Genomic DNA, 19,464 nt, shown 5'->3' with positions numbered 1-19,464 from the left:
GCTGCCACACTCGACAACCACACCGATTGTTTTATAAAAAATCACGGAACCCTGGGATCGTGCCTAAACTCCAAACTGCGCGGGTTGGACTAATAACTGGCCCCTAGGGCGCTGCGACGCGCCTGAACCCTTGTCCATTGGTTTGCACACAAAGAGAACAAAGCTATGAAACGGATCCTTCTTGGTACTCTCTTCACCGTTGTCTCCCTCAATGCAATGGCTGAATCGCCAGGTGGCCCGAACTGCGGTTGGGGCAACATGCTGTTCGAAGGCCAGCGCGGTACTCCGGCTCACTTCCTCGCTTCCACCACCAACGGCACCTCGGGTAACGCCACCTTCGGCATGACCTCGGGCACCAACGGTTGCAGCACCAACAGCGCCCTGACCTACGGCGGCAAGTCCTGGATTGCCATGAATGGCATGATGAACGAGCTGTCCGAAGACATGGCCAAAGGCAACGGCGAAGCGCTGACCACCTACGCGGTGGTACTGGGCGTTGCACCGGAAGATCGCGAGCACTTCGCGGCCGTGACCCACGAGCACTTCCAGCAGATCTTCAGCAAAGCTGACGTGACCGCCGACGACGTGCACAACAACACCCTGGCTGTACTGAAAAGCGATACCCGCCTGGCCAAATACGCCACCCAGGCTTAAGCTCGACTGGCCCGCGCCTTTCGAGGCGCGGGTTTTATTTCTGGCTTTATTTTTGGTTCTATTTTTGGGCCCGCCTCCCCTTTGGGTCTCACTACTTCCGACTTAAGTTGCCCTTATGCTCAAACGCTTTGCCTGGCTGGCACTCTTCGCCTGCGCCCCGCTGTACGCGGCGCCGCATATTGATGATCAACGTTTGCAGCAACTGGCTAATGATCCGTTCTGGCTGTCTTTGGGCCATTACGAGGCCGGTAAGCTCAAGGGCTGGCGCAGCTATGTCAGCGACAAAAAGTTCTTCCTCGCCCCCGATGGCGCCCACCACCCGGACCAGGAACTGCAGGCCACCGTGCAGGCTTTGTACGCCCCGGCCAGCCTCGGCGAAAAGCACGCCCAATGCGTTTACCCCGCACGTACCCGCTGGCTCAAGAGTCAGTTGAACCTGACCGATTTGCCCGCCCTGGAGTGCAAAGAATTCACCCAATGGTTCAAGGACGTCGCGCCCCACAGCGCGGTGATGATCTTCCCGGCGGCCTACCTCAACAGCCCGTCGTCGATGTTCGGCCACACGCTGCTGCGTATCGACCAGGCTGACGTGCAGAGCAACAACACCGCCTTGCTCAGCTACGCGATCAACTTCGGCGCCTATATCGAAGGCTCCGACAACAGCATCCTCTACGCCTGGAAAGGCCTGATGGGCGGCTACCCCGGCCTGTTCGCGCTGGTGCCGTACCAGGAAAAACTCTCGGAATACCGCAGCCTCGAGAACCGCGACCTGTGGGAATACCGCCTGAACCTCACCGAAGTCGAGACCAAGCGCATGGTCGAGCACGTGTGGGAGCTCAAGCAGATCCAGTTCGACTACTTCTTCTTCGATGAAAACTGCTCCTATCGCCTGCTCGAGCTGCTGCAAGTGGCGCGCCCGAGCCTGCGCCTGACCGAGCAATTCCCGCTCACGGCGATTCCCACCGACACCGTCAAAGCCGTCAAAGAAGCGGGTTTGGTGGAGAAGATCGACTACCGCCCGTCCCGTGAACGTGAGTTGCTGGAACGCGCGAAGCCACTGGATAGCGACGAGCAGCAATGGGTGCTGAAAATCAGCGATGACCAGAAACAGTTGCAGGAACCGGCCTTCAAAGCCCTGCCCCGCGAACGTCAGGCGCTGATTATCGACGCCGCCTATCGCCTCGGCCGCTACCGCGCCAATGGCCTGGAGCGCGACACCGAACGCTCGCAACGCAGCTTCGAACTGCTGCGTGCGATCAATCAGAACCCGGCGCCCGACCTTAAAATCGAACGCCCCGGCCTGCCGGAAGACGGCCACGAATCGCGCACCTGGCAAGCCGGCATCGGCACCCGAGGCAGCAAAACCTTCGGCGAATACGGCCTGCGCATGGCCTACCACGACCTCAACGACAACGCCGAAGGCTTCCCGCTGGGCGCGCAGATCGAAATCCTGCAAATGAAACTGCGCCAGTACGAAGGCAACCACTGGCAACTGCAGCAACTCGACCTGGCCACCATCCGCTCCCTGACCCCGCGCAATGCGCTGTTGCAACCGTGGTCCTGGCAAGTGACCGGCGGCCTGGAACGCGTGCCGGGCAAACACGACGACGAAACCCTGGTTGCCCACGTCAACGGCGGCGCCGGCGGCACCTGGCAACTCACCGACGACATGCTGGGTTTTGCCCTCGGCACCGTGCGTGTGGAGCATAACAACGACTTCAGCGAAGCCATCTCACCGGCTGCCGGGTTCAACACGGGCGTGCTGTGGAAGAACCCGTTGGGGAATCTGAGCCTGGAAGCCAAGGGGGATTTCTTCACCAATGGCGAAGTACGGCGCAGCATCAGCCTGAACCAGCAGTGGGAATTGTCGCGCAACCTGGGCCTGCGCTTGAGTGCCCAGCGTGAGTACAGCCACCTCTCCACGCCGGTGAATGAAGTGATGCTTGAAGTGAAGTGGTATCACTACTAACCAAAGCTTGGCGATGATCAAAATGTGGGAGCTGGCTTGCCTGCGATGACGGAGTGTCAGCCACTGATTTTTAGCTGACATACCGCCATCGCAGGCAAGCCAGCTCCCACACTTTTTTGCGCCTGACTTGAGTTCTGCGCGCACATCCCAATCAGGAGCTCCGTCAACATGGCTGTTAACTGCACCACCCTTGAACACGTCCGCGAAAACATCGACCGCCTCGACCAACAAATCGTCACCCTGCTGGCCGAGCGTGGCCACTACGTTTCCCAGGCTGCGCGCTTTAAGAAAGACGCCGATGGCGTCAAGGCGCCGCAACGGGTCGAACAGGTGATTGCCAAGGTGCGGGGGTTATCCGAAGCGGCGGGCGCCAACCCTGAGGTCACTGAGCAGGTGTATCGCGCAATGATTGCGGCGTTTATTCAGCAAGAGCTGGCTGAACATGCCGCACTGACGCTGAACCAGACAACATAAACCCCTGTGGCGAGGGAGCTTGCTCCCGCTGGACTGCGCAGCAGTCCCAATCCTTTGGGGCCGCTTCGCGCCCCAGCGGGAGCAAGCTCCCTCGCCACAGGGCAGCGCCTGTCTTTAGATCGTCCCCGCGCAGAGCGCAGGAACGAGGCCTGGCCCTTTAACTCAACACTTTTCTCACCGCCCTTTCACGCCTCCCCGACAAATCCCTGACTAGACTTCCCCTATCAGCCGTAAAGCGGCCAGGGAGTACGCCATGTGGCGGTCTGCGCTAATACTGTGTGCGCTAGTGTGGTTGTCGGGTTGCCAGTCCACCCATCAGGATTTAATCGCCAAGGGTTATCCTCCGGCCTTTGCCGATGGCTTTGATGACGGTTGCAGCAGCGGTCGCCAGGCCGCGGGGGTGATCAGCGGGGAATTTCGCAAGAACGTACCGCGCTATCTGAAAGACCGTGAATACGCCGAAGGCTGGGAAGACGGCTTTCGCCAGTGCAAGGCCATGCGCGAGAACGAGGAGTTGCGCGACTACAAGGACAATCACTGGGATGACCGTGAACGCGCCTGGCAGCAGGAGAAGGATCGCGACGCTGCCCGCGCCTATCGCCCGCAATAGGTCGCTTGCAGACATCCATCGAAACTAAAACGCGGCGACCATGGCCCAACTTCCATAGAGGGAGAACGTCATGAGCCGAGCTTTTGTAAATGAAGACAACGCCGCCGCCCAGGCCGACCAGCCGGTGGAGCGCCTGGTGAGTGAGCAGCCCAATCGTCTCACCGCGCAAGGGTTGGCGCAGTTGCAGGCCAAGGTTGCACAGCTGCAGGAGGAATACAGCCTCGAATCCGCCAAGGATAATAAACAACGCCTAGCGGATATCGAACGGGATTTGCGCTACTTCAACCAGCGCGTGCAAAGCGCCCAAGTGGTAGCACCGGCCACTTCCACCGACAAGGTACAGATCGGCAGCTGGGTGACTTTTGCCAACGAGCAGGACGAACAACAGCGTATTCAACTGGTGGGCGAAGACCAGGCCGACGCCCATTCCCACCTGATCAACTGGGGCTCACCCCTGGGCCGCGCATTGCTGGGCGCCCACGTCGGCGACGAGGTGCTGTGGAAGCGCCCCGTCGGCGATCAGTTGATTGAGGTGCTGCGCGTCGAGCCCGAGGTTTAGACGATGCCTTGGGCCAGCATCGCATCGGCAACTTTCACAAAGCCCGCGATGTTCGCGCCCTTCACATAGTTGACCCGGCCGTTTTCTTCGCCGTAGTGCACGCAGGCGTGGTGAATCGACTGCATAATGTTGTGCAGTTTGCTGTCGACTTCGCCTGCGGTCCACAGCAGGCGCATGGCGTTCTGCGACATTTCCAGGCCACTCACGGCCACGCCACCGGCGTTGGAGGCTTTGCCCGGCGCGAACAGAATGCCCGCCTCGATAAAGATATCCACAGCCTCCAAGGTGGTTGGCATGTTGGCGCCTTCGGCCACGCAGATACAGCCGTTGCGCAGCAACGTGCGGGCGGCGTCGGCGTCGAGTTCGTTCTGGGTGGCGCAGGGTAGCGCGATGTCGCAGGCCAACTCCCACGGGGTTTGGCCTTTGCGGAACTCCAGGCCAAAGCGCTCGGCCAGTTCGCTGATGCGACCGCGCTGTACGTTTTTGAGCTCCAACAGCGCCGACCATTGCTCCTCGGTCAAACCGCTTTCGGCGTACAAGGTGCCTTCGGAGTCGGACAGAGAAACCACTTTGCCGCCGAGGTCCATGACTTTGCGCGCAGCATATTGCGCGACATTACCCGAGCCGGAGACCGCCACGCGTTTGCCCTCAACCCGCTGGCCGTTGCGCTTGAGCATTTCTTCAGCGAAGTACACGCAGCCAAAGCCGGTGGCTTCAGGGCGGATCAGGCTGCCGCCGTAGGCCATGCCTTTGCCGGTCAGTACTGAGGTGAACTGGTTGCTCAGGCGTTTGTACTGGCCAAACAGGAAGCCGATTTCACGTGCGCCCACGCCGATATCGCCAGCCGGCACGTCCACGTCGGCGCCGATGTGGCGGTACAGTTCGCTCATGAATGCCTGGCAGAAGCGCATCACTTCGGCGTCGCTCTTGCCCTTGGGGTCGAAGTCCGAGCCGCCTTTGCCGCCGCCCATGGGCAGCGAGGTCAGGGAGTTTTTGAAGGTCTGTTCGAAGGCGAGGAATTTGAGCACGCCCAGGTTCACCGACGGGTGAAAGCGCAGGCCGCCTTTGTAGGGGCCGATGGCGCTGTTCATCTGGATGCGGAACCCGCGATTGACCTGAACCTTGCCGTGATCATCCACCCACGACACCCGAAACGTGATCGCGCGTTCCGGCTCGCAGATGCGCTCCAGAATACCCGACGTCAGGTAGTGAGCGTTGGCCTCGAGAAACGGCCACAGGCTGCGCAGGACTTCTTCTACGGCCTGGTGGAACTCCGGCTGGTCGGGGTCGCGTTTCTTGAGGCGCGAAAGGAAGGATTCGATAGATTCGATCATGGAGAAGTCTCGGCAAATTGATTGTTTTTAAATGAGATTGAGCCGGACCTTAGCAATTCATGTTGCACCTGAAAAGCGCAAAATGTCGCCTTTGTGAATTTAAATGGTGCATTGGATATAAATTAACGGGCTTTTTTGCACCATGAAGGGGATTTCAACCCAAAGCATGCACCAGCAGTTAAACCGCCATCGCAGGCAAGCCAGCTCCCACATTTGATCGGGTTGCCAAGTTGAAATGCGGTCGAAGGTGGGAGCTGGCTTGCCTGCGATGAATCCACCTCGGTCTTCCTGAAACCCACGCAAAAAAAAGCGGAGCCCGAAGGCCCCGCTTTTTCAAACCAGCCCAACTCAGGCCAGTTTTTTGTGCCGTACACGGTGCGGCTGGGCAGCAGCATCGCCCAAGCGCTTCTTACGGTCGGCTTCGTACTCAGTGTAGTTACCTTCGAAGAACACCGCCTGGGAGTCATCTTCGTAGGCCAGGATATGCGTCGCGACGCGGTCCAGGAACCACCGATCGTGAGAGATCACAATGGCGGCGCCCGGGAAGTCCAGCAGGGCTTCTTCCAGGGAACGCAGGGTTTCAACGTCGAGGTCGTTGGACGGTTCGTCGAGCAGCAACACGTTGCCGCCTTCTTTCAGGGTGAGGGCCAGGTGCAAGCGACCGCGCTCACCACCGGACAGGTCCTTGACGAACTTCTGCTGGTCGCCGCCCTTGAAGTTGAAACGGCCGACGTAGGTGCGCGACGGGATTTCATAGTTGCCGATGCGGATCTGGTCCGAACCCTCGGAGACTTGCTGGAATACCGTTTTGCTGCCGTCGAGGTCTTCGCGGCTCTGGTCCACACAGGCCAGCTGCACGGTTTCACCGATTTCGATGCTGCCCGAATCCGGGGTTTCCTTGCCCATCAGCATGCGGAACAGTGTGGATTTACCCGCACCGTTACCCCCGATAACGCCGACGATCGCGCCTTTTGGCATGGAGAACGACAGGTTGTCGATCAGCACACGGTCGCCATAGCCTTTGCAGACGTTCTTGAATTCGATGACCTTGTCACCCAGGCGCGGGCCGGCCGGGATGTAGATCTCGTTGGTTTCGCTGCGCTTCTGGAATTCCTGCGACTGCATTTCTTCAAAGCGTTGCAGACGTGCCTTGGATTTGGACTGGCGGGCCTTGGCGCCTTTGCGCACCCACTCCAGTTCTTCCTTCATGGCTTTTTCGTGGGCCGATTGTTGCTTGGATTCGGCCGCCAGACGGTCGGACTTGGCTTCCAGCCAACCGGAGTAGTTGCCCTCGTAAGGGATACCGGCGCCACGGTCGAGCTCGAGGATCCAGCCGGCGACGTTGTCGAGGAAGTAACGGTCGTGCGTGATCGCTACCACGGTGCCCGGGAAGTCGTGCAGGAAGTGCTCCAGCCACGCGACGGAATCGGCGTCCAAGTGGTTGGTCGGTTCGTCGAGCAGCAGCATGTCGGGAGCCGACAGCAGCAGGCGGCACAGGGCCACACGGCGCTTTTCACCGCCGGAGAGAAATTCGACCTTGGCGTCCCACGCCGGCAAACGCAGCGCGTCGGCGGCGACTTCCAGCTGGCGCTCCAGGTTGTGACCGTCGCCAGCCTGCAGGATGGCTTCGAGCTTGGCCTGTTCGGCGGCCAGTTTGTCGAAGTCGGCATCTTCTTCGGCGTAGGCGGCGTACACCTCGTCCAGGCGGGCCTGGGCGTTCTTGATCACGGCCACCGCTTCTTCGACCACTTCACGCACGGTCTTGGTCGGGTCCAGGATCGGCTCTTGCGGCAGGTAGCCGATGTTCAGTTCGGGCATCGGGCGGGCTTCGCCTTCGAACTCGGTGTCGACGCCAGCCATGATTTTCAGCAGCGTGGACTTACCCGAACCGTTGAGGCCGAGCACGCCGATCTTGGCGCCGGGGAAGAAGGACAGCGAAATGTTTTTCAGGATTTCCCGCTTCGGCGGAACAACTTTTCCCAGCCGATGCATGGTGAAGACGTATTGAGCCATGGTGAACCTAGCGTCAGTGACTGATGAATTAAGCGGGCGAAGCCCGTGCAGGCCATGCGCGGCGCGGGCCGTTGACTATCATCAATGCCTGCGAGCGGAAAAAGCCTGAATGTCTGGGGCTGGAACGCCCCCGCGTAACCGGCAAAGCTACCTGAATGCGCTTGGGCAGTCCAGCCAGGCGGGGCTGGCACTTTGCCACAAGGCAAGGCATGCTAGCCGCCCTCCGGGCGTCCGGCTTATAGTGCACGTCGCGCGCCAGTCCAGCCAAACCGCAGGATCACAGCTTGTCCAAAGTCACGCCGCCTACGCCCTTGCGCGCCGCTCATATAGCGCCGGGCGCGCCCCTGCACGGCACTTTTAAAGGCGCGTTGGCGACGCTGGTGCTGATGCTGCTGGCCTTATTGTTCTGGCAACTGCTGGACCAGCTGCAGCAAAACCAGAAAAACCAGCAGCAATACACCATCGACTACAGCGCCGACCTGGCTGAACAGATCAGCCTGAACATGGCCCTGAGCGCGAAAATCGCCCTGAACCTGCTACCGATGGTCGAGCCGCCGCGCAACGACGAACAGCAACAAGCCTTGATGCGCACCTTGCAACGTTCGCTGCCGGAGCTGCGCAGTTTTGCCTTGCTCGCCCCCAGCGGCGCATTGATCAGTGACAGCGCCAAAGACAGCCAGGACCGCGCCTGGCTCGAAGAACTGGTGCAGCGCAGCCACTCGCAACCTTATTACCTGAGCAACAACGCCGACGGCACCCTGATCTATTTGTTGCTGCAGCAGCCCAGTGGCGGCTCGAAAATGTACTGGGCCTTGCGCCTGGCGCCCAACTACCTGAGCAACCTCACCCGCCAGGACGGCCAGGGCCAGCGCCCGATGTGGGCCATCGAGAACCGCCTGAACCACCGCGTGGTCAGCCGTGACAATGGCATGCCCGCACAGTGGGCCACGGCATTGACGCCCGATGAGTTGAGCAAAAGCGTACTGGTCACGCCCCTGAGCAAAAGCGACTGGCAATTGCGCGGCCTGTTCGACCGCAGTGCGGTGCTGCAACAACTGCTGCCGGCGTTTATCGGCAAATGCCTGCTGGGCCTGGCGTTCTCGCTGATCCCGCTGATCGTGCTGCTGAACATGCGCCGCCGCCAGCGCCAGGTGCATGAGGGCCGCCGGCGTTACCAGGATATTTTCGAAGGCACCGGCGTGGCCCTGTGCGTGCTGGACCTGTCAGGGCTCAAGGCGTTTTTTGACAAAACCCGGGAGCAGACTCGCGAGCAATTGCAGGCCTGGCTGCACAATAACGCCGCAGAACGTCAGCAATTGCTCCGGGAATTGCGCATTACCGAAGTCAACCAGGTGGCCGTGCGCCTGTTGAATGTTGGCTCCTGCGAGGAAGCCTGGGAACGCCTGATCGATGATTGCCCACGCAATGCCACTGCCATCGGCTATCAAGTGCTTGAGGCGGTGCTGACCCAGCAAAAGCAGCTGGAGCTGGAAATTCAGCTCAATGACGTCGCCGGCAACGATCAGTACTTGTGGCTGGTGATGCGCCTGCCGGAGCAGCAGGACGACTTCAAGGCCGTGATCCTCAGCATCAACGATATCACCAGCCGCAAGCTGATCGAGCTGTCGCTGGTGGAGCGTGAGAGTTTCTGGTCCGACGTGGTGCGCACCGTGCCGGATCACCTGTATGTGCAGGACGTGATCAGCCAGCGCATGATTTTCAGCAACCACCATTTGGGCCACACCCTCGGCTACAACAAGGCCGAACTGCAGCAAATGGGCGAGTACTTCTGGGAAATCCTGCTGCACCCCGAAGACGCCGAGTACTACCACGACTTGCGCCAACGCCAACGTGAGGTCGGTTACACCACGCAGTTGCAGTGCCAGTTGCGCTTTCGTCATCGCAATAACCAGTGGCGGCGCTTTGATATCCGCGAGCAGGCCCTGGCCCGCGACAAAACCGCGGTGGTCACGCGCATCATCGGCGTGGCCAAGGACATCACCGACCAGATCGAAGCCAGCGAATCCCTGCGCGACAGCGAGCAGCGCTACCGCATGCTGGCCGAAAGCATCAGCGACGTGATCTGCTCCACCGACAGCCAGTTGGCCCTCAACTACGTCAGCCCGTCGGTCAACGCCGTGCTGGGTTATGACGTGGACTGGGTGTTCAAGAACGGCTGGCAGTCGATCATCGCCAACCCGCAGCAACTGGCCGGCATTTACAGCCTGATGGAACAGGTCAGCCGTGCCCTGGGCGACCCCGCCGCGCTGAATACGCTGCGCGATCAAGTGCATACCCAGCTGTTCCTGTTCGACTGCCTGCGCGCCGATGGCCGCAAGGTGCCGATCGAGCTGCGCCTGGTGCTGGTATGGGATGAGCACGGCGCATTCGAAGGCATCCTTGGCGTGGGCCGTGACATCAGCCAGCAACGCCGCGCCGAAAAAGACCTGCGCATGGCGGCCACGGTATTCGAGCACTCAACCTCGGCGATCCTGATCACCGACCCGGCCGGTTATATCGTGCAAGCCAACGAGGCGTTCAGCCGCGTCAGCGGCTATGCCGTGGCGGATGTGCTCGACCAGTTGCCAAACATGCTCACCGTCGACGAACAACAGGAAGCGCACCTGCGTTACGTGCTCAAGCAGCTGCACCAGCACAGTACCTGGGAAGGTGAAGTGTGGCTCAAGCGTCGCAATGGCGAGCATTACCCGGCCTGGGTCGGCATTACCGCCGTGTTCGACGATGAAGGCGACCTGGCCAGCTACGTGTGTTTCTTCAGCGATATCAGCGAGCGCAAGGCCAGCGAACAGCGCATCCACCGCCTGGCGTATTACGACGCCCTGACCCACCTGCCCAACCGCACCCTGTTCCAGGACCGCCTGCACACCGCGTTGCAGTCGGCCGAACGGCAAAAGTCGTGGGTGGTGCTGATGTTCCTCGACCTCGACCGTTTCAAACCGATCAACGACTCCTTGGGCCACGCCGCCGGCGACCGCATGCTCAAGGAAATGGCCACCCGTCTGCTGGGCTGCGTGGCCGAAGACGACACCGTGGCGCGCATGGGCGGTGACGAGTTCACCCTGCTGCTGCAACCACGGGTGAGCCGCGAGATGGCGCTGAACCGTGCAATCAGCGTGGCCGAACAGATCCTGGCGAGCCTGGTGAAGCCGTTTGTGCTGGAGGGCCGCGAATTCTTTGTGACCGCCAGTATCGGCATCGCCTTAAGCCCGCAGGACGGCAACGAGCTGAGCCAGTTGATGAAAAACGCCGACACGGCGATGTATCACGCCAAGGAGCGCGGCAAGAACAACTTCCAGTTCTACCAGGCCGACATGAATGCCAGCGCCCTGGAGCGTCTGGAGCTGGAAAGCGACCTGCGCCATGCCTTGGAACAGAACGAATTCGTGCTGTATTACCAACCGCAGTTCAGCGGCGACGGCAAGCGCCTGACCGGCGCCGAAGCCCTGCTGCGCTGGCGTCACCCGCGCCGTGGGCTGGTGCCGCCGGGGGATTTCATTCCGGTGCTGGAAGAGTTGGGGCTGGTGGTGGACGTGGGCGACTGGGTGATTTCTGAGGCTTGCCGCCAGCTCAAGACCTGGCACCAGAACAAGGTGCGCGTGCCGAAAGTCTCGGTGAACATTTCGGCACGGCAGTTCTCCGATGGCCAGTTGGGTGAGCGTATCGCCACCATTCTCAAGGACACCGGCCTGCCGCCGGCGTGCCTGGAGCTGGAGCTGACCGAAAGCATTCTGATGCGCGAAGTCAACGAGGCCATGCAGATCCTCGCCAGCCTGAAAAACCTGGGCCTGAGCATTGCGGTGGACGACTTCGGCACCGGTTATTCGTCGCTCAACTACCTCAAGCAATTCCCCATTGATGTGTTGAAGATCGACCGCACCTTTGTCGACGGCCTGCCGTCCGGCGAGCAGGACGCGCAGATTGCCCGCGCAATTATCGCCATGGCCCACAGCCTCAACCTGGCGGTGATCGCCGAGGGCGTGGAAACCCATGAGCAGCTGGATTTCCTGCGTGAGCATGGTTGCGACGAGGTGCAGGGTTATCTGTTTGGGCGGCCGATGCCGGCGAATCGGTTTGAGGCGCAGTTCAGTAACGACGCGCTGTTCATGTTCGACTGAAGCCTTGTGGTGGGGCTGATGGCCGCATCGCAGGCAAGCCGGCTCCCACCTTTTGAATTGTGAATACCTTCAAGTGTGGGAGCTGGCTTGCCTGCGATAGGGCCAGTACAGGCACCGCCCATCCCTGGATGAGCCCCACTTGTCCGCGACATGATGTCCTTTCATATGCCATCTAAAACCCATTGGGTTAGAATGCCCTCCTTTTCTGCCCCCGATCCTTGAGGACCGCCATGTTCAGCCGTGATTTGACTATTGCCAAGTACGACGCCGATCTCTTCGCCGCCATGGAGCAAGAAGCCGTGCGCCAGGAAGAGCACATTGAGCTGATCGCTTCGGAAAACTACACCAGCCCTGCGGTGATGGAGGCTCAAGGTTCGGTTCTGACCAACAAGTACGCCGAAGGCTACCCAGGCAAGCGCTACTACGGTGGTTGCGAGTACGTCGACGTGGTTGAGCAGCTGGCTATCGACCGCGCCAAGGAACTGTTCGGCGCCGATTACGCCAACGTTCAGCCGCACGCCGGTTCCCAAGCCAACAGCGCCGTATACCTGGCCCTGCTGCAAGGCGGCGACACCATCCTGGGCATGAGCCTGGCCCACGGCGGTCACCTGACCCACGGCGCCAGCGTTTCCTCCTCCGGCAAGCTGTACAACGCCGTTCAATACGGTATCGATGCCAACGGCCTGATCGACTACGACGAAGTCGAGCGCCTGGCGGTTGAACACAAGCCAAAAATGATCGTGGCCGGTTTCTCTGCCTACTCGCAGATCCTCGACTTCCCGCGCTTTCGCGCTATCGCCGACAAGGTTGGCGCCTACCTGTTCGTGGACATGGCTCACGTAGCCGGTCTGGTTGCCGCTGGCGTCTACCCGAACCCGGTGCCTTACGCTGACGTCGTGACCACCACTACCCACAAGACCCTGCGCGGTCCACGTGGCGGCCTGATCCTGGCGCGCGCCAACGCCGAGATCGAGAAGAAGCTCAACTCTGCGGTATTCCCAGGCGCCCAGGGCGGCCCGCTGGAGCACGTCATCGCTGCCAAAGCGATCTGCTTCAAAGAAGCCCTGCAGCCTGAGTTCAAGACTTACCAGCAACAAGTGGTGAAGAACGCCCAGACCATGGCCAGCGTGTTTATCGAGCGCGGCTTTGACGTGGTGTCCGGCGGTACTGAAAACCACCTGTTCCTGCTGTCGCTGATCAAGCAGGACATTTCCGGTAAAGATGCTGACGCTGCCCTGGGCAAAGCCTTCATCACCGTGAACAAAAACTCCGTGCCGAACGACCCACGTTCGCCGTTCGTCACCTCCGGCCTGCGCTTCGGCACCCCGGCTGTGACCACTCGTGGCTTTAAAGAAGCAGAGTGCAAAGAGCTGGCCGGCTGGATCTGCGACATCCTGGCAGACCTGAACAACGAAGCCGTGATTGATGCGGTACGTGAGAAGGTCAAGGCCATCTGCAAAAAGCTGCCGGTGTACGGCGCTTGATTGCAGTTGCGTGACTGAAAAGCCCGGCTCTTGAGCCGGGCTTTTTTATGCCCGATCTCAAATTGAAATACGGTTCAATGTGGGAGCTGGCTTGCCTGCGATAGCGGCCTGTCAGTTGGCACATCATTAGCTGACCCACCACCATCGCAGGCAAGCCAGCTCCCACACAGGATCGCATTTCAAGTCAGGATTACTGGTAAACCCGGGCAAAGCCTTCGCGGATTTTGTCTTCCGGCAATTCATCAGCAATAAACACAATCACACTTTCACGCGCCTCGCCCTCGGCCCATTCGGTGTCCCAATCGAAACCGTAGAGCTTGAGCACGCCCTGAAACACCATGCGCCGGTCTTCCCCGGCAATGTTCAGCACGCCTTTGTAGCGCAACAGCTGTTTGCCGTGATCTTCCAGCAACTCATTCATGAACTCGCTGAGCCGGTCGATATCCAGCGGCTGGTCGGTGCGCAGCACCAGGCTGGAAATACGGTCGATGGATGGCGCGGCACTGACCGGGCGCAGGCTCATGCCTGCGTTGAGGTTGAAGCCGCGCACGTCGAGCAGTTCGGCCAAGTCGATTTTGCCGTGGTCGACCACCCGAATCGGCGCGCGGCGGTTGATGCGGGTCAGGCGCTGGCTGAGAGCGTCGAAGCTCGCTTCGTCCACCAGGTCGCGCTTGCTCACCAGCAGACGGTCGGCAAAACCGATCTGGGCCTGGGCGATGGTCTGGGTCAGGTGGTGTTCGGCGTGGGCCGCGTCCACCAGGGTGATGATGCCGTCGAGGATGTAGCGCTCGCGCAGCTCCTCGTCGATGAAAAAGGTCTGGGCCACGGGCGCAGGGTCGGCCAGGCCGGTGCACTCGATCACCAGGCGGTCAAAGGCGATCTCGCCGCTGTCCAGGCGTTCGAGCAGCAGGTACAGGGCTTTGGTCAGGTCGGTGTGGATGGTGCAGCACACGCAACCATTGGACAGGGTCATGACTTGTACAGGCTCGGCGCCCAACAGCTGGGTATCGATGCCCGCATCACTGAATTCGTTTTCGATCACGGCGATTTTAAGGCCGTGCTCGGCTTTGAGCAGGTGGCGCAGCAAGGTGGTTTTGCCGGCGCCGAGGAAGCCGCTGAGGATGGTGACAGGGATGGGAGAGGACAAAAAATTCTCCTTATTATTGAAGGAACACAAAACAAATGTGGGAGCAGACCCATGTGGGAGCTGACTTGCCTGCGATGCAAACAACTCGGTCTATCAGTCAGACCGAGGCGATGCTATCGCAGGCAAGCCAGCTCCCACACAAGCCCGCTCCCACACGGGATCACTGCAAGCCTAACTTATCGGGTCAGCAGCACTTAGGCCCACCCTTGCCACCGTAACGGGCTTCCTGGCGTTCGCGGAAGAACGCCTTGTAGTCCATCATCGGTTTGTCCGGGTGCTTGGTTTGCATATGCTCGACGTAGGTGTCGTAGTCGGGCATGCCGACCATCAGGCGCGCGGCCTGACCGAGGTATTTACCGAGGCGACTGATGTCATTGAACATGGTTGCAATCCTCGTTTACGCGTCCGGTACAGCCTGGTAAGGGGCTTCTTTGTCCGTGCGTTCTTTGTTGCCCCAGGCAGCGACGCCGACCTTGAGCGCATAGAACAGGATACTGAAGACCACGAACAGGAACAGCGCCGTCAGCGTTGCGTTGGTGTAGGCGTTCCAGATCACGTGTTGCATCTGGTCGATGTTCTTGGCCGGCGCGAGGATCTGGCCGTTGGCCAGGGCATCGCTGTACTTCTTGGCCAGCGACAGGAAGCCGATCGCCGGGTTAGCGTCGAACAGCTTGATGAAGCCTGCGGTCACGGTGCAGATCAGCAGCCAGACAGCCGGCAACATGGTCACCCAAATGTAGCGCTGGCGCTTCATTTTGATCAGCACAACGGTGGCGAGCATCAGCGCGATACCGGCGAGCATCTGGTTGGAGATACCGAACAGCGGCCACAAGGTGTTGATCCCACCCAACGGGTCGATCACGCCCTGGTACAGCAGGTAGCCCCACATGGCCACGCAACCTGCCGTAGCAATCAGGTTGGCGGTCCAGGACTCGGTGCGCTTGAGCGACGGCACGAAGGAGCCGAGCAGATCCTGGAGCATGAAGCGCCCGGCACGGGTACCGGCGTCGACGGCGGTCAGGATGAACAGTGCTTCGAACAGGATCGCAAAGTGGTACCAGAACGCCATGGTGTTTTCACCCGGCAGCACACTGTGCAGGATCTGCGCGATACCCACCGCCAGGGTCGGCGCACCACCGGCACGCGCCAGAATGGTGGTTTCACCGATGTCATGGGCCACTGCCGTCAAGGCTTCCGGGGTAATTGCAAAACCCCAGCTGCTGACGGTTTGCGCCACCGTCACCACGTCAGCGCCGACTACCGCAGCCGGGCTGTTCATGGCGAAGTACACGCCAGGCTCGATGACCGAAGCGGCAACCATGGCCATGATGGCCACGAACGATTCCATCAGCATCGCGCCGTAACCGATGTAGCGCGAGTTGACTTCGTTATCCAGCAGCTTGGGCGTGGTGCCCGAGGAAATCAGTGCGTGGAAACCCGAAACCGCGCCACAGGCAATGGTGATGAACAGGAACGGGAACAGGCCGCCCTTCCATACCGGGCCGGTGCCGTCGATGAATTGGGTGAGGGCCGGCATTTTCAGCTCTGGCATGGTGACCAGAATGCCGATCGCCAGGGCGATGATGGTGCCGATTTTCAGGAACGTGGAGAGGTAGTCACGCGGTGCGAGGATCAGCCACACCGGCAGTACCGCAGCGACGAAACCATAGCCCACCAGCATCCAGGTGATCTGGATCCCGGTAAACGAGAAGACCTTGGCCCACACCGGGTCAGCGGCGATTTGCCCGCCCAGCCAGATCGAACCCAGCAGCAACAGCACGCCGATGACCGAGATTTCCCCAATGCGGCCCGGACGGATGTAGCGCATGTACACGCCCATGAACATCGCAATCGGGATGGTCGCCATCACCGTAAAGATGCCCCACGGGCTCTCGGCCAAGGCCTTGACCACGATCAGCGCCAGCACCGCAAGGATGATGATCATGATCAGGAAGCAGCCAAACAGCGCGATGGTCCCCGGAATGCGGCCCATCTCTTCGCGAACCATGTCCCCCAGGGAGCGGCCATTGCGACGAGTGGACAGGAACAGCACCATGAAGTCCTGCACCGCACCGGCCAGCACCACGCCGGCAATCAGCCAAAGCGTGCCGGGCAGGTAGCCCATCTGCGCCGCCAGCACCGGGCCGACCAGCGGACCTGCACCGGCAATCGCCGCAAAGTGGTGACCAAAAAGAATGTGTTTGTTGGTCGGCACATAGTCCAGACCGTCATTGTTGAGCACTGCGGGGGTGGCCCGCCGTGGGTCGAGCTGCATCACATTGTTAGCGATGAACAGACTGTAGTAACGGTACGCAACCAGGTAGATGGCAACAGCAGCAACCACAATCCACAAGGCGTTGATCGCCTCGCCGCGGCGCAAGGCCACTACGCCCAGGGCGCATGCTCCTACAATTGCCAGCACCAGCCAGGGTAGGTGGCGTAGCAGGCTATTATTATTTTTCATTTTTATATTCCAGCCAGGGTGGACAGAAAGACAGCCAGCCCGAGTTTAGCGCTGTTGGCCCTAAAGGCCAGCCCCCTACGTTGGTCTAGAGCCTTACAACGCTAAAAAAAGCAGAAATAAAGGCCCAATGATGGCGCAGGGCTACAATTCCCTTATCCACAGAGGGTTTGACCATGAGTGAACAACCGTCAGATCGGCGCCGTTTCCGGCGTATCGCCTTTGATGCCCGAACGACCATTGCGCAAAACAGCTGGAATTCGCCGGTGCAACTGGTGGATCTGTCGCTCAAAGGTTTGTTGGTGCAGCGCCCTGATGATTGGCAGGGCAGTCGGGCCCAGCTATTCGATGTGGAGATCCATCTGGATCCGGAGGCGCATATCAAGATGCAGGTAAAACTGGCCCACGATGATCATGGGCAGTTGGGGTTTGTGTGTGAGCACATTGACTTGGACTCGATCAGCCATTTGCGGCGGTTGATCGGATTGAACCTCGGGGATGAGGAAGAGCTGCACCGCGAGTTAGCGGCGCTGCTGGAAATCTAACAGCCAACACTGACTAAATGTGGGAGCTGGCTTGCCTGCGATAGATTCACCTCGGTCTTCCTGAAAGACCGCGGTGCCTGCATCGCAGGCAAGCCCGCTCCCACATTGGTTTTGCAGTGTTACTGATTACTCGAACAGTGCATCCAGGGCCTGTTCAAGGCGCGTGACGCCAATAATCTTGATTCCCGGCGGCGATTCCTTCGGCATATTGCCCTTGGGCACGATCGCGCGCTTGAAGCCGTGCTTGGCCGCTTCCTTCAAACGCTCCTGGCCGCTCGGCACCGGGCGCACCTCGCCCGACAGGCCGACCTCACCAAACACCAGCAAGTCATGGGGCAACGGCTTATTACGCAGACTGGACATCACCGCCGCCATCAGCGCCAGGTCGGAAGCGGTTTCCAGCACCTTGACCCCGCCGACCACGTTGAGGAACACGTCCTGGTCGTGGGTGGGAATGCCGCCGTGACGGTGCAGCACCGCCAACAGCATCGCCAAGCGGTTCTGATCCAGGCCGAGCGTGACACGCCGTGGGTTGGCCAAGTGGCTGTCATCCACCAGTGCCTGGACCTCGACCAGCATCGGGCGGGTGCCTTCCCACGTCGCCATCACCACACTGCCGGGGACTTCTTCCTGGGCGCGGGTCAGAAAAATCGCCGAAGGGTTGGAGACTTCTTTCAAGCCGCGGTCAGTCATGGCGAACACGCCCAGCTCGTTGACCGCACCAAAGCGGTTCTTCACCGCCCGCAGCAAACGCAGGCGGCCATCGGATTCGCCTTCAAAATACAGCACGGTGTCGACCATATGCTCAAGCACACGCGGCCCGGCCAGTGCGCCTTCTTTGGTTACGTGGCCGACCAGGAAGATCGCCGTGCCGCTCTGCTTGGCATAGCGCACCAACAGCGCCGCACTTTCGCGCACCTGGGACACGCCGCCGGGTGCCGATTGCAGCTGCTCGGTGAAAATCGTCTGGATCGAGTCGATCACCATGACCTTGGGCTTTTCGACGCGCGCCGTGGCGATGATGCTTTCGATGCAGGTTTCGGTCATGACCCGCAGTTGATCCTGGGGCAAGCCCAGGCGGCGGGCGCGCATGGCCACTTGCTGCTGGGATTCTTCACCGGTGACGTAGAGTGCCGGCATGCGGCTGGCGATGCTGCACAGGGTTTGCAGCAGGATGGTCGATTTGCCGATGCCGGGGTCGCCGCCGATCAGCACCACCGAGCCGTCCACCAGCCCGCCGCCCAGTACGCGGTCCAGCTCGCCGGACGCGGTGGAAAAACGCGGGATTTCTTCGACGCTGACTTCGGCCAACGTCTTGATCTGCGCCTGCTGCCCGGTCCAGCCGGCACGGCCGGCGGGGGCTGCAGCGCCGCCGCTTTCGATCATGGTTTCCGTCAGGGTGTTCCATGCACCGCACTCGGTGCACTGGCCGGCCCACTTGGGAAAGGTCGCGCCGCACTCGGTGCAGCCGTACATGCGCTTGGCCTTTGCCATTTGAAAACCTCCAACCGAAAAACCGCGATGATAGCTCAGCGCGGCGCCGGGGTCCGGATTTCGCCACTGGCCAAACGTGAAGCGCTGTTGCCAATCGGGTCTTCGGCGTTAAGGTCGGCGCCTTTGGCCTTTAACTCATCCAGCAATTCAACACGCTTGAACAGCCCGGCGTACATGGCGGCGGTCTGCCCGGCGCCGTTGCGCTGGTCGGGGTTGCAGTCGGTGGCGAGCAGGCGCTGGGCGATTTTCAGCTCACCTTTGAAGATCGCGCCCATGAGCGCGGTGTTACCGCGCTTGTCTTGCACACAGGCGTCGGCGCCGGCGTTGAGCAGGCGTTCCACGAACGGAGCCTGGCCGTGGTAGGCGGCAAGGATCAACGCGGTGTAACCCTTATCGTCCTGGGTGTTGAGGCTGTAGCCGGATTCGATAAAGGTGTTGAGCATGTCGATATCGCCACGGCGGGCGGCGTCGAAATAGTAGTCCTGCAACTGGGCCTTGAGCGCGACCGGGTCGGGCGACTCGGCATGAGCGACAAAAGCCAGCATGGCCATCAGTAAACCGATAGAAATTCGCATGAGTTTTCT

The 19,464-nt window shown here is 60.4% G+C and carries 15 protein-coding genes; 8 read left to right on the top strand and 7 right to left on the bottom strand.

What is annotated here, in order from left to right; translation table 11 throughout:
• Positions 1-165: 165 nt before the first annotated feature.
• From QF043_RS02510 to QF043_RS02490, 5 genes are all read left to right on the top strand, one after another.
• Entirely contained in the window at positions 166-654 is a 489-nt protein-coding gene (locus tag QF043_RS02510; protein WP_017139294.1) for a DUF3015 domain-containing protein, read from the top strand.
• Positions 655-769: 115 nt separating this feature from the next.
• A complete protein-coding gene (locus tag QF043_RS02505; protein WP_307417402.1) occupies positions 770-2,623 on the top strand; it encodes a DUF4105 domain-containing protein in 1,854 nt (617 codons plus the stop codon).
• Between the two features lie 168 nt (positions 2,624-2,791).
• Positions 2,792-3,097, top strand: coding sequence for a chorismate mutase (locus QF043_RS02500; RefSeq protein WP_307417400.1), 306 nt, complete (start codon positions 2,792-2,794; stop codon positions 3,095-3,097).
• A gap of 253 nt (positions 3,098-3,350) precedes the next feature.
• Positions 3,351-3,707 (top strand): hypothetical protein, encoded by a 357-nt coding sequence (locus QF043_RS02495; protein WP_307417399.1) that lies wholly within the window; start codon positions 3,351-3,353, stop codon positions 3,705-3,707.
• 70 nt (positions 3,708-3,777) lie between these two features.
• Positions 3,778-4,266 (top strand): GreA/GreB family elongation factor, encoded by a 489-nt coding sequence (locus QF043_RS02490; protein WP_307417398.1) that lies wholly within the window; start codon positions 3,778-3,780, stop codon positions 4,264-4,266.
• On the opposite strand, the gene gdhA is transcribed toward QF043_RS02490, so the two are convergent.
• Together gdhA and ettA are read right to left on the bottom strand one after the other, a co-directional pair.
• The gene (gdhA, locus tag QF043_RS02485) at positions 4,263-5,600 is read right to left on the bottom strand and encodes an NADP-specific glutamate dehydrogenase (protein ID WP_307417397.1); all 1,338 of its coding nucleotides are present in this window, start codon (positions 5,598-5,600) and stop codon (positions 4,263-4,265) included. The two genes, QF043_RS02490 and gdhA, sit on opposite strands and share 4 nt — an antisense overlap.
• Before the next feature lie 348 nt (positions 5,601-5,948).
• The gene (gene ettA, locus QF043_RS02480; RefSeq protein WP_056858231.1) at positions 5,949-7,613 is read right to left on the bottom strand and encodes an energy-dependent translational throttle protein EttA; all 1,665 of its coding nucleotides are present in this window, start codon (positions 7,611-7,613) and stop codon (positions 5,949-5,951) included.
• A 284-nt stretch (positions 7,614-7,897) separates the two neighbouring features.
• Between ettA and QF043_RS02475 the strand changes: the two genes are divergently transcribed.
• Together QF043_RS02475 and glyA are read left to right on the top strand one after the other, a co-directional pair.
• Positions 7,898-11,749, top strand: a complete 3,852-nt coding sequence (locus QF043_RS02475; protein WP_307417396.1) for a bifunctional diguanylate cyclase/phosphodiesterase — start codon at positions 7,898-7,900, stop codon at positions 11,747-11,749.
• Positions 11,750-11,979: 230 nt separating this feature from the next.
• A complete protein-coding gene (glyA, locus tag QF043_RS02470) occupies positions 11,980-13,233 on the top strand; it encodes a serine hydroxymethyltransferase (RefSeq protein ID WP_015885982.1) in 1,254 nt (417 codons plus the stop codon).
• 190 nt (positions 13,234-13,423) lie between these two features.
• On the opposite strand, the gene yjiA is transcribed toward glyA, so the two are convergent.
• From yjiA to QF043_RS02455, 3 genes are all read right to left on the bottom strand, one after another.
• Positions 13,424-14,380, bottom strand: a complete 957-nt coding sequence (gene yjiA, locus QF043_RS02465) for a GTPase (RefSeq protein WP_056858289.1) — start codon at positions 14,378-14,380, stop codon at positions 13,424-13,426.
• Between the two features lie 184 nt (positions 14,381-14,564).
• A complete protein-coding gene (locus tag QF043_RS02460; protein WP_003176208.1) occupies positions 14,565-14,762 on the bottom strand; it encodes a YbdD/YjiX family protein in 198 nt (65 codons plus the stop codon).
• A gap of 15 nt (positions 14,763-14,777) precedes the next feature.
• On the bottom strand, positions 14,778-16,844 hold the full coding sequence (locus tag QF043_RS02455) for a carbon starvation CstA family protein (protein WP_307417393.1): 2,067 nt from the start codon (positions 16,842-16,844) through the stop codon (positions 14,778-14,780).
• A 173-nt stretch (positions 16,845-17,017) separates the two neighbouring features.
• On the opposite strand from QF043_RS02455, the gene QF043_RS02450 reads away from it, so the two are divergent.
• On the top strand, positions 17,018-17,386 hold the full coding sequence (locus QF043_RS02450) for a PilZ domain-containing protein (protein ID WP_307417392.1): 369 nt from the start codon (positions 17,018-17,020) through the stop codon (positions 17,384-17,386).
• Positions 17,387-17,512: 126 nt separating this feature from the next.
• Here the strand turns inward: QF043_RS02450 and radA are convergent, their stop codons facing one another.
• Positions 17,513-18,880, bottom strand: coding sequence for a DNA repair protein RadA (radA, locus tag QF043_RS02445; protein WP_307417391.1), 1,368 nt, complete (start codon positions 18,878-18,880; stop codon positions 17,513-17,515).
• A gap of 35 nt (positions 18,881-18,915) precedes the next feature.
• Positions 18,916-19,455, bottom strand: coding sequence for an ankyrin repeat domain-containing protein (locus QF043_RS02440; RefSeq protein WP_219269353.1), 540 nt, complete (start codon positions 19,453-19,455; stop codon positions 18,916-18,918).
• Between the last annotated feature and the right edge of the window lie 9 nt (positions 19,456-19,464).

This window comes from Pseudomonas sp. W3I7 (assembly GCF_030816095.1).
In the GTDB taxonomy this organism is placed as follows: Bacteria; Pseudomonadota; Gammaproteobacteria; order Pseudomonadales; family Pseudomonadaceae; genus Aquipseudomonas; species Aquipseudomonas salomonii.
The sequence above is the reverse complement of the archived record's forward strand: the minus strand, read 5'-3'. Positions and strand labels throughout refer to the sequence as shown.